This window comes from Thalassolituus sp. UBA2590 (assembly GCF_002339775.1).
In the GTDB taxonomy this organism is placed as follows: Bacteria; Pseudomonadota; Gammaproteobacteria; order Pseudomonadales; family Oceanobacteraceae; genus Thalassolituus.
On the sequence record NZ_DDKU01000144.1, the window covers coordinates 1 to 13,579 of the forward strand.

The 13,579-nt window shown below is 53.7% G+C and carries 15 protein-coding genes; 6 read left to right on the forward strand and 9 right to left on the reverse strand.

What is annotated here, in order from left to right:
- Both B2067_RS12395 and B2067_RS12400 read right to left on the reverse strand, forming a co-directional pair.
- The coding region (locus B2067_RS12395; RefSeq protein WP_301388659.1) for an AbgT family transporter at positions 1–1,059 on the reverse strand (1,059 nt) is incomplete at its 3' end.
- Positions 1,060–1,170: 111 nt separating this feature from the next.
- On the reverse strand, positions 1,171–2,022 hold the full coding sequence (locus B2067_RS12400) for an SDR family oxidoreductase (RefSeq protein ID WP_301388660.1): 852 nt from the start codon (positions 2,020–2,022) through the stop codon (positions 1,171–1,173).
- 136 nt (positions 2,023–2,158) lie between these two features.
- Between B2067_RS12400 and B2067_RS12405 the strand changes: the two genes are divergently transcribed.
- The 3 genes from B2067_RS12405 (at position 2,159) to B2067_RS12415 (ending at position 6,639) form a co-directional block, all read left to right on the forward strand.
- A complete protein-coding gene (locus B2067_RS12405; RefSeq protein ID WP_301388661.1) occupies positions 2,159–3,058 on the forward strand; it encodes a hydrogen peroxide-inducible genes activator in 900 nt (299 codons plus the stop codon).
- A 4-nt stretch (positions 3,059–3,062) separates the two neighbouring features.
- Entirely contained in the window at positions 3,063–5,141 is a 2,079-nt protein-coding gene (gene recG / locus B2067_RS12410) for an ATP-dependent DNA helicase RecG (protein ID WP_301388662.1), read from the forward strand.
- Between the two features lie 97 nt (positions 5,142–5,238).
- Entirely contained in the window at positions 5,239–6,639 is a 1,401-nt protein-coding gene (locus B2067_RS12415) for an aminoacyl-tRNA deacylase and HDOD domain-containing protein (RefSeq protein ID WP_301388663.1), read from the forward strand.
- Between the two features lie 43 nt (positions 6,640–6,682).
- Here the strand turns inward: B2067_RS12415 and B2067_RS12420 are convergent, their stop codons facing one another.
- From B2067_RS12420 to B2067_RS12450, 7 genes are all read right to left on the reverse strand, one after another.
- Positions 6,683–7,414 carry a hypothetical protein gene (locus B2067_RS12420; protein WP_301388664.1) on the reverse strand — a complete coding sequence of 244 codons (732 nt, stop codon included), beginning with the start codon at positions 7,412–7,414 and terminating at the stop codon, positions 6,683–6,685.
- Positions 7,411–8,703, reverse strand: a complete 1,293-nt coding sequence (locus B2067_RS12425) for a dicarboxylate/amino acid:cation symporter (protein WP_301388665.1) — start codon at positions 8,701–8,703, stop codon at positions 7,411–7,413. Before B2067_RS12425 ends, B2067_RS12420 begins: the two co-directional genes overlap by 4 nt.
- Positions 8,704–8,783: 80 nt before the next feature.
- Positions 8,784–9,146, reverse strand: coding sequence for an SCP2 sterol-binding domain-containing protein (locus B2067_RS12430; protein ID WP_217693560.1), 363 nt, complete (start codon positions 9,144–9,146; stop codon positions 8,784–8,786).
- 27 nt (positions 9,147–9,173) lie between these two features.
- Positions 9,174–9,782, reverse strand: a complete 609-nt coding sequence (locus tag B2067_RS12435) for a DUF1415 domain-containing protein (RefSeq protein WP_349676809.1) — start codon at positions 9,780–9,782, stop codon at positions 9,174–9,176.
- Complete coding sequence (locus B2067_RS12440) at positions 9,770–10,042, reverse strand: HU family DNA-binding protein (RefSeq protein ID WP_068435111.1); 273 nt, start codon at positions 10,040–10,042, stop codon at positions 9,770–9,772. Before B2067_RS12440 ends, B2067_RS12435 begins: the two co-directional genes overlap by 13 nt.
- A gap of 62 nt (positions 10,043–10,104) precedes the next feature.
- The gene (locus tag B2067_RS12445) at positions 10,105–11,265 is read right to left on the reverse strand and encodes an FAD-dependent oxidoreductase (protein WP_301388666.1); all 1,161 of its coding nucleotides are present in this window, start codon (positions 11,263–11,265) and stop codon (positions 10,105–10,107) included.
- A 79-nt stretch (positions 11,266–11,344) separates the two neighbouring features.
- Positions 11,345–11,509: a rubredoxin gene (locus B2067_RS12450; RefSeq protein WP_068441816.1), complete on the reverse strand. Its 165-nt coding sequence runs from the start codon at positions 11,507–11,509 to the stop codon at positions 11,345–11,347.
- Between the two features lie 147 nt (positions 11,510–11,656).
- Here B2067_RS12450 and B2067_RS12455 point away from each other — a divergent pair, with 147 nt between their 5' ends.
- The 3 genes from B2067_RS12455 to B2067_RS12465 form a co-directional block, all read left to right on the forward strand.
- Entirely contained in the window at positions 11,657–12,217 is a 561-nt protein-coding gene (locus tag B2067_RS12455) for a chorismate--pyruvate lyase family protein (RefSeq protein WP_301388667.1), read from the forward strand.
- Positions 12,218–12,224: 7 nt separating this feature from the next.
- Positions 12,225–13,112 (forward strand): 4-hydroxybenzoate octaprenyltransferase, encoded by an 888-nt coding sequence (ubiA, locus tag B2067_RS12460; RefSeq protein WP_301388668.1) that lies wholly within the window; start codon positions 12,225–12,227, stop codon positions 13,110–13,112.
- Positions 13,113–13,240: 128 nt separating this feature from the next.
- A partial coding sequence (locus B2067_RS12465; protein ID WP_301388669.1) for a response regulator occupies positions 13,241–13,579 on the forward strand: 339 nt, incomplete at its 3' end.

The window sequence follows — 13,579 nt, forward strand, 5'->3', positions numbered from 1 at the left end:
ACCGGCCATGGTTGCCATGCTCGCCTCCATCGCGTCAACCAACTTATGCGACTGACGCCAGGTACCGCTGAAGCGACCATAAATATACCCACATAAAAGTGCATAAATTGAGATAACAACCACAATGCCTTTCATAAAGGGCGAAGAAATAATGGCCATACCCTGACGCAACCAGGCATTCTCTCCCGCTAACCCACTGGCACAGATAAGAGCAAATATCAGAGTAAAAATCGCAACGGCTTTCAGCCCGCGGCTCTGATTAATTTCTTCCGGATGGTCTTTACTTTCTTCGGTGAAAACCTGTTCTTGAAGATGCTCTTTTACAGCGGCTTCGTCGTCAGCTTCAACCGTTATTGAAACCAGTCGCGGTTCGACCCAGCGTGCTGTGACTATGGTGGCCAATATACTGACGAGAAAAACAGAAGCGACCATAAACCAGTAATTGGCGGCAATATTTACCTCGCCCCCCGGCTCAACCAGTCTCACCGCTTCGGTGCTGATACCGGCTAATACAGCATCAAATGGCCCGAGCAACAGATTGGCACTGTAGCCACCAGAGACTCCCGCAAAGGCAGCTGCTATACCGGCCAGGGGATGACGACCGGCACTTTTAAATACCAGTGCAGCGAGAGGGATAAGAACAACATAGCCTGCGTCAGCGGCAAGGCTCGACATAACACCCGCGAAAACCACCAGAAACGTCAGTAAGGCCCCTCTCGCACCACGAACGATCGAAGACAGTAGAACAGCAATAAGACCACTGCGCTCTGCAACTCCCAGCCCCAACATGGCAATCAGTACGGTTCCTACCGGGGCAAACCCAGTGAAATTCGATACGGTCTTAGTGAGAATTTTCGCTGCCCCTTCGGCAGAGAGCAGGTTCATCGCTGTCAGTTGTTCACCATTAACAGGATGTACGGCTGATAAGCCGAGAGCAGATGCCAGCCCTGAAATCAGCAGTACCAGTCCGCACAGCCAGATAAACAACAGCGTAGGATGAGGCAGGCGGTTCCCTGCATGTTCAATACGGGAGAGAAGGCGTTCAGTAACAGAGGTCATAGGCATTTCCGGCGACAGGTGTCATCAGAATGCCTGAATATCAGCAGGGTTCAAGCTACAGGGCTTTGGTAGCAGACACTGCCGGACTAATCCGGCAATGCCAGAGGGCTGTCAGACCAGCCCCATCTCATTCAGCATCACATCATAACCTTCCTGATAGTTGCTGAATTTAAACTCGTAGCCCAGATCACGCAGTCGTTTGTTAGAACAACGACGATTAGCGCGGCGTGATACTTCACCCACGTCGCTATCCGGGTCGACCTCACCGATACGATCCTTCATCCATTCGAGGACATCGAACAGAGTGGCTGGCTCGTTATCAGTGGCGAGATAGCAGTCATCGAGCGATTCGCCATTCAGGGCGCGATTAATCAGAAATTTGAGTACTCCCAAACAATCATCACGGTGAATGCGGTTGGTCCATACAGCGGGTTCAGGGTCACAGTAACCACCCTGACGCGCCTGCTGAATCATGCGTTCACGGCCCGGACCGTAAATACCAGTGAAGCGTACGACAGTGCCGCCGAATGCCGAATCGAGCAGTACTTTCTCGGCCGCCAGCATTTCTTTGCCGGCAAAGCTGGATGGCGTAGTTTCGGAGTTTTCGTCGACCCACTCACCATCCATCTGGTGATATACCGAAGAGCTGGAAACAAAGAAAACACGCTTAGGCGTCTGCCCTTTCAGCTTCTTAAGAATATTCTTCAGGCCTTTCACATAGTACGCGTGATAGCCTTCTTTCGAAAAAACCGGCGCTGCCACGCTGTATACGACAATATCAATGTTGTCTGGCAGGTCGGTCAGGGTGCTGGCATCTGACACGTCAGCACTGATCACCTGAACCCCTTCCCCAACGGGCTTGTCCGAACGGCGGACGCCAGTCACGTCATGCCCTTCCCGGGCGAGGTCCAGTGCCAGATGGCCGCCGATATCTCCGGTGCCCACAACCAAAATAGAAGCCATGCCTTTCCTCCACTATTTCAGGCATTTTGTACCGCATCTAGGCGCTACCTTACGTTTTATTTTATTACGGTCTTTCGCTGACGTAATGGATAGGTAGAATAAATCAGATAAGCCACCTTCATTCAAGGTAACAATCATGACCCTGACCGAACTCCGCTATATCGTCACTGTTGCACAAGAACGACATTTTGGCCGAGCCGCTGAAAAATGTTACGTCAGCCAACCGACGCTCAGCGTAGCGATAAAAAAGCTGGAAAGCGAGTTAGAGGTCGCTATTTTTGAGCGCAGTAAGAATTCTGTCACCGTGACCCCGTTAGGCGAGCGCATTGTGTCCCAGGCTCAACGTGTTTTAGAGGAGTCCCGGGCCATTAAAGATATCGCCAGCTCGGGCAAGAATCAGCTGTCGACGCCACTGCGCCTCGGCGCCATTTTCACCATCGGGCCCTATCTGTTTCCTCATCTGGTTCCGCAGATACACAGTGCCGCGCCCGGCATGCCGCTCTACCTTGAGGAAAACTACACTGGTGTCTTACGTAAACAGCTTAGAGAAGGCGAATTGGACGCTATCGTTATTGCGCTGCCTTTTACTGAACCGGACGTCGTGACCCGACCTCTGTACGAAGAGAAGTTCGTCGTCGTCATGCCCAAAGAACATGAGCTGACGAAGCAGAAAGATATCGACCCTGAGCAACTGATCGACCTCGACCTGCTGATGTTGGGCGAAGGTCACTGCTTCCGCGATCAGGTGTTTGAACACTGCCCGGCACTCCACCGCAAACAGCACAGCCGTGTCGGCAGTGTCCTCGAAGGCAGCTCGCTGGAAACACTCAAACACATGGTCGCCACCGGCCTCGGTGTGACTGTGCTCCCTGAGTCCGCTCTCGGGAATATGGACGACAACCTGCTGGCCACGCGTCCGTTCCGTGAGCCGGCGCCGTTTCGGACGGTGGCCCTTGCCTGGCGCGCCAGTTTCCCTCGAGGCAATGCCATCGACCTTCTGATTGAAAACGCCCAGCTGTGCTGGTCTAAGAAGTAACCTGATGGCGAACTCCGGTAAGCTAACGGATCTGAAAGGCGTCGGGCCAAAACTGGCAGAGCAGCTGGGTAAACTGAATATCCACTCTCTAACTGACCTCGCCTTTCACCTGCCTTTCCGCTACGAAGACCGGAGTAAAATCACCCCCATTGCTGGCCTGATGCCTATGCGGCCCGCGGTTATTCAGGGAGAGGTGAAGGGCTCGAGCGTGGTGTTTGGCAAGCGTCGCAGCCTGCTGGTTAAGCTTCAGGATCAGAGTGGACTGATCAATCTGCGCTTTTTTCATTTTAATGCGGCGCAAAAAAATCAGATGAGCAAAGGCACTCTGCTGCGCTGCTATGGAGAACCCCGTCGAGGAGCCAGCGGGCTCGAGCTATACCACCCTGAATACCAACGCATCGAAGACGGTCTGGATACGCCGCTCGAAGCGTCTCTTACTCCTATTTATCCAGCCACCGATGGTATTACTCAGCAGCGCCTGCGCCTGCTTCACGAACAGATGATTGAGCTGTTGAAGCAGGATGAGGTGGCTCTTCCTGATCTGCTCCCCGAACAGTGGTGCGCGCAATGGCGCCTCCCGGGCCTGCGCGAAGCACTCCTGTTTCTTCATAACCCGCCCGCAAACACGGACCTGTTACAGCTGGAGTCAGGCAGCCACCCCGCACACAAGCGCTTAATTCTGGAAGAACTACTGGCGCACCAGTTATCTCTGTTTAAACTGCGTGCTCAGGTACAGGCCGATAAAGCACCCGCCATCCTCAGTGACCATACGTTGCGAAGCGCACTACTGGAGAAACTGCCGTTCACACCAACCGGTGCCCAGCAACGCGTCACCGATGAAATCACTGAAGATCTCAAGCAACCCTATCCGATGCTGCGCCTGGTCCAGGGCGATGTTGGTTCTGGTAAAACCTTAGTTGCGGCGCTCGCTGCCTGTGATCTGCTTCAACAAGGTTATCAGGTTGCGTTAATGGCACCGACCGAGATCCTTGCCGAGCAACACCTGCGTAATCTGGCGGGTTGGTTTGAACCTCTCGGCATTCGCATGGGCTGGCTTGCCGGCAAAGTTAAAGGAAAAGGCCGGGAACAATCCTTATATGAAATCGCCAGTGGCGAAGCGCAACTGGTCGTAGGGACTCATGCGTTATTTCAGGAGGACGTGCATTTTTCGAAGCTCGGTCTGGTCATCATCGATGAACAACACCGCTTTGGTGTTCATCAACGCCTGTCACTCAAGGAGAAAGGTGAACGCGCAGGGCTTGCTCCGCATCAGCTGATCATGACGGCAACGCCCATACCACGAACTCTGGCCATGAGTGCATACGCCGATCTCGATACCTCAGTGATTGACGAACTGCCTCCGGGGCGTAGCCCGATTACCACGGTTGCCATCAGCGATCAGCGACGCCCGGAAATCATTCAGCGCGTACAGGAAGCCTGCTCTCAAGGGGCGCAGGCCTATTGGGTCTGCACCCTGATCGAAGAAAGCGAAGCCCTGCAGTGTCAGGCAGCAGAGAATACCTTTGAAGAACTCCAGAAAGCGCTTCCGGGGCTGCGCGTCGGTCTGGTTCACGGACGCATGAAGGCCGCTGAAAAAGCAGACATCATGGCTGCCTTTAAAGATCATCAGCTGGATCTTCTCGTCGCAACCACCGTCATCGAAGTCGGCGTCGATGTGCCAAATTCGAGCCTGATGATCATTGAAAACCCGGAGCGCCTGGGCCTGGCCCAGCTGCATCAGCTGCGGGGGCGGGTTGGTCGTGGCAGCGCAAAGAGTCATTGCGTTCTGCTCTACAAATCTCCCCTGTCATTGACCAGCAAACAACGCCTGCAGGTCATGCGCGATAGCCAGGATGGCTTTTACATTGCTGAACAGGACCTCGAAATCCGCGGCCCCGGTGAGTTATTGGGCACGCGCCAGACCGGACTGCAGATGCTCAGGATTGCCGACCTGCAACGCGACGCTGACCTTCTCCCTCAGGTACAGGAAATGGCCAATGACCTCTGGTACCAGCACCCTGCCACCGTTGAACCCCTGATCAAACGCTGGCTGGGAGATGCCGAACGCTTCGCCAACGTCTGACCCTGGTAAAGAAATATCTGCCAATTTAGTCCCAATCGACCACATTTTTCAGGATCTCTACTATATTTTCTGAAAGAACGAATTCCGGGGCGTAAACATGTCAGCCATTCCAGCCGTCGTACAGAAAATCCTTGAAGACTGGCGAATCCCCTACTCCGCCGCTGATGACAAGGAGTTGTTTGAAATCATGCAAAGTAATCCGCCCGCATCCTACTCTTCCAAGGTTGCTTATAATGTTTTCCTGAAAGATGAGCTGGGGCAGGTGCAGGTTCTGGTACCGGGCGACCGGATGCTTGATCTCACCCAATTGTCACACGCCTTTGGCAGGCAGTTCACCGCTTTGTCTGCAGTCGAGCTTGACCTGCTCAAGGCCCGCTACAAAATCGATCAGTTTCCGGCGATCCCGCAGATCACCGAAATGGAAACCATGATTGACCAGGCACTGCTGCGCGAGCAGGAGCTGTTCGTATACTCTGGCGAAGAAGGTAAAAACTGGCTCAAGATTCCGATGTCGGAATTCCGTGCACTGACGACCAGCTCGCATGTCGGTAATTACAGTACGCCTTTGCGTCCTGACCGCCCGGGGCAAGGCAGCGATCAGGATCTTGATGATGTCCATTCGGCCATCCGTCAGTTTACACCGCTCAGGATCAAACAGCGCCTTGAAGAAACCCTGGACCTCCCGCCTCTCCCCGAAGTTGCGCGCAAGATTATCGAACTGAGAGTCGACCCAGACGCCGACAGCAAATCACTGGCCACGACCATTGAGGTTGATCCAGGTATGTCGGCTCAGGTGCTGAGTTGGGCGCGCTCTCCTTATTACGGCACACGTGGCGAGATCAAAAGTGTTGAAGAAGCGGTGATCCGCGTGCTCGGTTTTGATCTGGTCATCAACCTTGCACTCGGGCTGGCGCTGGGCCGGTCTCTGGCTGTGCCTAAAGAAGGGCCGCACGGTTACACCCCATTCTGGAAGCAGGCGGTTATGACCGCAGCACTGTGCGGCGAACTGGTACGCAAAATAGAGCCTGCTGGTCGCCCATCACAGGGCATGGCCTACCTGAGTGGCCTGCTGCATAACTTCGGATTTCTGATTCTGGCACAGGTGTTTCCGCCCCAGTTTTCGCTGATCAACCGTCACATTGAAGCGAACCCGCACGTTAACCGTTTCTATATTGAAAACTACTTACTCGGCATGAGCCGTGAACAGTGCGCCGCTGCATTGATGATGCAGTGGCAGATGCCCGGTGAACTGGTTGCTTCCCTGCGTCAGATGCACAACGCCGATTACGATGGCGACTATTCAGGCTATGCGAACCTGCTCTTCGTTGCCGTACGTCTGCTGCGTGAACGTGGTGTAGGGGACGGGCCGTCAGAAGTCATTCCAGAGCAGGTATATGCTCGTCTGGGGCTGTCCGCTGAAGACGCGGCTGAAGTGGCAGATACTCTGGTTGAGAATCAGGATAGCTTCGCTGACCTTATCAGCATTCTGAATCACTGAGGCTTTACTTAGATCAGCCCATTACCTGAAAGCCAGACTCTCGCTAGATGAGACCTGGCTCAGGCCGGGCAGGATCTGGTAACGCAGCAAAAGCTTCGGTCAGCCAACGCTGCATGACCGGGTCATTCCACAGTCGGATAAGGGCATCAATTTCTGCGTTACTCACCCGGCGATACGCGTACAGCATAAAATTCAATACCGCGTCCCGTGTATCGGCTTCATATCCTTGAGAGAGTTCAAGCTCGAGTGCATCTGACACAGACGCCTGTGCGTAAATCAACCATTCTGCCATCCGCGTTGCCGATACGAGACGTTCAACCCTTTGCACCCGGGAAACAGCCGGTGGGTAGGTGGCCAACCTTTGCATGTAACGTTCGTATTCTGGCGTTCCCTGTTCCTGAAGCGCAACGTCTTCCATCAAACGTCCTCGCGCCATCAGAGAATCATCGACGATCTCCAGTAAGCGGGCGACCTCTTCGTCCGTGAATGATTCAAGCAGCTGGGCAAACGATGTCTGCAGAGCAGCAGGTGACCAGGGCAGAAGCCGGCGTAAGCGGTCACGCTTCGCGCTTTCGCTCAGTTCAGTCAACTGCGCTTCCGCTAACTGCCGGACCTGTGTCGATATACCGGACACACCGCTCCCCGAAATAATACGCTCAGGCGCACTCTCATTAGCAGCATAGGCAAGACCCGGCGTCGTCAACGAGGCAGCGAGCACAACAACGAACGCCGCAACTAAACACGTCAGAAAACGATAGAGAGAAAGCCGCTTCATTTGTCGTCGTTGCTATTCGTCGCAGAGAGACTCAGGTCGTTATAGCGCTCGTGATTCAGAACCCCTTCGGTCTTAGCAATCACAACCGAGACCATGGTGTCGCCAGTCACATTCACTGCGGTACGCAACATATCTAACAGGCGGTCGACGCCGATAATTAATGCAATCCCTTCTACCGGTAAACCGACCTGCTGCAGAACCATCGACAGGGTAATCAACCCAACACCCGGTACACCTGCGGTGCCGATGGAGGCCAGAGTGGCGGTGGCAATCACCAACAGGTAGTCACCCATGCTCAGATCAAGGCCAAACGCCTGAGCAATAAACACAGTCGCCACGCCCTGCATAATGGCCGTGCCGTCCATATTGATGGTTGCGCCCAGCGGTAGCACAAAAGATGCAGCGCGGGTACCGACACCGAGATTCTGCTCAGCGTTCTTGATGGTAACCGGCAAGGTGGCACTGCTTGATGCCGTACTGAAGGCGAAAATCTGCACCGGCCACATTTTCTTGAGGAAGGTCACCGGAGAGACACCGGCAAACATGCGCAGCATAGCGGAGTAGACAACAATACCGTGCACCAACAGCACCGCGACCACGGTAAACATATAGGCCAACAGCTCCTGCACGGGCCCCAGCCCTTTGGAGGCAAACAGGCTGAACAGCAAAGCAAATACACCGTACGGCGCAAGATTCATCAGCATGGTGACGAGCGTCATCAGAATCTCGTTCCAGTCGCTGAACTGCTTACCAATACGCTCACCCGGCACGCCCGACCGACCAATAGCAAGACCAATCAGAATGGCGAACACGATCACCTGCAGCATATTGCCCTCCGCCATCGCCCGGAACGGATTCGTTGGAAATATATTCGCCAGGACATCGATAAGAGGTACCGCCTCAGGGGCGTTAAATTCCGCCTCTACCGACATATCGATTCCGATGCCGGGGTTCACGATATTGGCCAGCGTCATAGCCGCAGAAATCGCAATGGCCGTCGTCACAAGGTACAGAGCAACCGTCTTCAGGCTCATTCGGCCAAGGCTGCTCTGGTCACTCAAATGACAAACGCCGCAGACCAGAGAAACAAACACAAGCGGTACAACGAGGACTTTCAGGCTGGAGACAAAGATTTTACCGATCAATGCAAACAGACCGGACGCCAGCAAATCATCCAGCACATAACGCACGCTGTCATTAAGGTCTGGCATGGCCAGGAGGTTGAACGTGATGGTGCCGAGCACGATGGCCAGCGCCATGGCCAAAAGAATTCGGGTTGTCAGCGTCACGGTACAGCCTCCTTATTATTCTGATTATCTCTCACTGATCGACCTGATCCGGAATACCGGGCCAGATTTTTAAAACCTAATCAGGGTTTCAGGTATTTACTGATGCCCTGGAACCACATCACTTTCGACAGGTCGCCACTGATTTTAATGTCTTTCTCCTGAATGCCACGCATAAAGGCATTGCGGTCTTTCGAGGTAAGCACTTTCAGACCGGTATGCGCATCTTTGAAGCTGATCGTAAATGCAGGGTTACTGTGTGCCTTGCCTTTGCTGGAGATGGTTTCATCTTTAACAACAAACTGACGGACAGCTTTACCATCGTCGGTCTGTAGCTGAAATGCCATATCCTGACCTGCCAGTTGCTCTCGGAACTTAGGGTTCTTCTTGGCTGCTTTTTTCATCAATTTGGACAGTACCCAAAGCAACATGCGAAATTTAAACAAGGGAGTCTCCTTAGCTGTCAGCGCCCGTTAATTATCGGGCGTACTTGGATCATCGCCATCAGCAAATACCGCGGTACCTGCCAGCGACGGCATAATATTGAGCAGGCCATTATGCCCCAGACGGCGCATATGGTGTCGGTTTCTTTCGGGAATTCTCTCAGGGAATCTAATCTGTGTTAAGGCTTCTTCGATATCCCGCTCACGGATAATATGCAGCATAGGAAACGGAGAGCGGTTGGTGAAGTGACTCATGTCGTCTGCGTCTTCACCCTCAAACACGTACTGCGGGTGGAAGGTCGCCAGCTGCAACAGCCCTTCATACCCCATCTGCACCAGCAGATCATCGCAGATCAGAGTCCAGTTCCAGTACTCATCAAAATCCTGATACAGGTTCGGTACAACAAACAACGCGGTGGGTAGATCAGAGGGCAATGAATCAGCCACCTCTTGCAACAGAGTCATAAACTCAGCGGTTGCCGTGTAATCATCAGAGGCTGGGGAAACTTCAATCCGGAGGGTGTCCATCACTGGACTGGCGAAGGGGCAAAGCCCTTCACCGACCACCAGCCGGCTGACCCACTCACGGGTCAGTTCAGCGGCGGCGGTAACATCAGGAACGCCGCTTATTGGACGGATTCCTTCAGCGCTTTACCTGGCTTAAATGCAGGAACCTTAGCGGCTGCAATGGTGATTGGCTCACCAGTCTGCGGGTTTTTACCCTGGCGCTCAGCGCGGTCACGTACTTCGAAAGTACCGAAACCGATCAGAGTCACAGATTCGCCTTCGCTCAGAGACTTAGCAATCTGGTCTGTGAAAGCAGTAACAACCTCTGCTGCTTTCTCTTTGCTCAGGTCTGCTTTTTCAGCGATGGCCGCAGCCAGTTCTGGTTTACGCATAGTAATATCCTTGTTTCTGTTGTCAGTATTGATCTGTTAAGGACCAATGATGTTACAGAGAATCAGGGCATGATTGCCGGCAATTCTTTGTTGAGTGCTACTTTATTCGCTACTTTTGCTCCGGTCAAAGCGTATCCGAGCAGATCACCCGCTTCATTGCGGTATTCTGCCTGAACGTCATTGCCTTCCTGTTCAACAATCCAACGACCTGACGCATCACCACCTGGTGGCGGAGAAACAACCACTGGGCACGCTGGCGTCTTCACCGTAACAGGCATTACACCGTAGCTGACTTCAGTTGGTGTGCCGGTCAGCGTCTTCGCTAATGCACGGGCAGAAGCCATCAGCGGCAGTACGTAGAGCAGCACACGGCCTTCAACTTCAGCACAGTCACCGAGAGTGTAAACATCATCAGCGCTGGTTTTCAGGTGACGATCTGCAACAATACCGTGGTTCACTTTGATACCCGCATCGCTTGCCAGCTGAGTGCGAGGACGAAGACCAATCGCTGAAACCACGACATCGGCACGAATTTCATCACCGTTGTCCAGAGTTGCGACAACACCCTCGCCATCACGTTCAATACGGCTTACCAGAGGGCCAAGGTGGAATTTAACACCGATGCCTTCCAGACCTGCCTGCACTGCGTTAGCTGCTGACTCAGGCAGCAGAGTCGGGAACACCTGATCACACGGAGCCACGATCTCACACTCATAGCCGCCAGCAGTCATATCATTGGCAAACTCACAACCAATGAGACCTGCGCCCATGATCAGAACGCGCTTTTTGCCTTCAGCGGCGCTACGGAATTTGGCGTAATCTTCAAGGTCGTTGATTGAGAAGACGAGATCTTCAGCACCACCTTCGATGCGTGGACCCACCGCCTCAGCACCCCAGGCCAGAACCAGCTTGCTGTATTCAACCGTTTCATCACCCAGGCTGATGGTATGCGCATCGATATCGATCGCGGTCACCACAGTATTGGTACGGATCGTCATGTTCAGCTGTTCGGCCATACCCGCAGCAGTGTTCATCGCCAGTTCATCTGCGGTTTTATTCTTGCCGTAACCTGTCGACAGCATCGGCTTGGAGTAGCTACGGCCGTCGTCTCCAGTGATCATCAGCAAAGGCTGATCAGCTGCAAGTTTGCGAAGTTCTTTTGCCAGGTTATATCCGGCCAGGCCTGAGCCAATAATTACGATAGGAGCAGATGAATTACTCATAGAAGGGTCCGTTCAGTTATCAGGTAAGAGAGGTCGGCAGGGGTGCAGGAGGGCTACCGGGAACCGGTAGCCCGGATAATCAGATTTCTACCATCTCGAAATCTTCTTTACCTACGCCACAGTCTGGGCAGATAAAATCGTCAGGCACATCTTCCCAACGGGTACCCGGAGCGATGCCTTCTTCTGGCGCACCTTCCGCTTCATCGTAAATCCAGCCACATACAACACATTGCCACTTCTTCATGCCAATAACCTATGATTCGGTGAGTTTTTAAAGGTCGCTAAAAGTACTTACCAAGGCCGCTAAAATCAACGGTCAATTCCGGGCATTTTTTGACCAACAGTCTGGTCTGACTTGCCTGACCGTGCGATTTAGCGCATTCTCCGCGCCATGAAGCACTCTTCTGACCTCGCTGTCATTATCCATCCTGCGCGCCCCGACTGGTCGACCCGACTTAACGTCGCCCCTCAGGCATTGCCACCCTTCTGGCGATCCTGGTTACTGGAGCGTGGCTCTCTGACGGCTCGTCTTACCCGCCTGGCTCCAGGGCGTTTCAGCGTCGACTGTCAGCAGGAGGGCATTGGTTACCCGACTCCGGCAGAACAGAAAGAACTCGGCTTATCCGCCAGTCAACGTGTCTGGTTCCGCGAGGTGCTGCTCAAACTGAATGGTACTTCGGTTGTGCATGCGCGCACGGCAGTACCGGCGGCTGCTCTGACTGGCCGGTTGGCACGACTGCGCCATCTGGGCAATCGCTCTCTGGGCTCGTTTCTCTTCAGCCAGCCAGATATGCGTCGCACGTTTGTTCGGGTATCGCACTGCAAAGCGAACGCTGCCGGGTTAGAATGGGCGCGACGATCTGTCTTCACTCTGGGAGGCCGGTCACTGATGGTTACTGAGGCTTTCAGCCCCTCACTGACCGAACTTGATCTCACAGACAGAACACACTGAGGTACCTGTGCTGACAGCCCGACTGGATTCTTTATGGCCGCAGTGGCGTGCCTGGATTGCCATTACCCGCTTGGATAAGCCGGTTGGATCTTATCTGCTGCTATGGCCAACCTTCTGGGCATTGTGGACGGCAGCCGAAGGAATGCCATCACTCAGTAATCTCATTATTTTTACGGCCGGCGTATTTCTGATGCGCTCTGCCGGTTGCGTGATCAATGATTATGCTGATCGCGAAGTCGACGGTCACGTTAAGCGTACCAATGACCGTCCGTTAGCCACTGGGGCCCTGTCAGCAAAGGCGGCACTGGTTGGTTTTGCGCTTCTCTGCGCCCTATCGTTCGGTCTGGTGCTTCTGACCAACAGCATGACGGTATGGCTTTCTTTCGGCGGCGTCGCTCTCGCTGCCATCTACCCCTTTATGAAGCGTCACACGCACTTACCCCAGCTATTTCTGGGGGCAGCATTTTCCTGGGCGATTCCTATGGCGTTTGCCGCAGAGTCGGAAACTCTGCCCGCTTACCTCTGGCTTTTTTACGCGGCCAACCTGTGCTGGACCGTGGCTTACGACACCTTCTATGCCATGGTCGATCGTGATGACGACCTGAAGATTGGCGTAAAATCGACTGCGATTCTGTTTGGCGAGCTCGATTTACAGATGATCGGGCTTCTCCAGGCCATGAGTGTCGCATTTCTGTTTTTTGCAGGGCAGCAGTTTGGCTTTGGCTGGGTCTACTACCTCAGTCTCGTGATCGGCGCCACCTTTCTGGGGTGGCAGATCTGGAACGCCCGGAGCCGCAATCGCGAAGACTGCTTCCGGGTATTCCGTCAATCGCATTGGTTCGGAGCCATTGTCTGGCTCGGAATTGTCGGCCACTACCTGCTGAGTGCCTCCTGAGCAACTTAGTATCCGGATCTTTTCTGACTCTGGGGCTATTTACGAAGAGTGAATAGCCCCTTGTCACATACCTGTAACATCCCGCCTGTGTAATACGACGGTAATGATAACTAATCTGTGACCGGACTATGACTAACGCTGGAAAACGCGTACTCATCGTTGACGATGAAGCACCCATCCGTGAAATGATCGCTGTAGCGCTTGAAATGGCTGGCTACGAATGCCTCGAAGCCGAAAATGTTCAGGACGCTCACTCTCTTGTAGTGGACCTACGCCCGGATATGATCCTGCTTGACTGGATGCTGCCGGGTGTCAGTGGCATTGAGTTCGCTCGTCGCCTGAAACGCGAAGAAGCAACAGCTGAGCTGCCGATTATCATGCTTACAGCAAAGGGTGAAGAAGAAAATAAAGTTCAGGGCCTCGAGAGCGGTGCTGACGACTACATCACCAAGCCATTCTCTCCACGC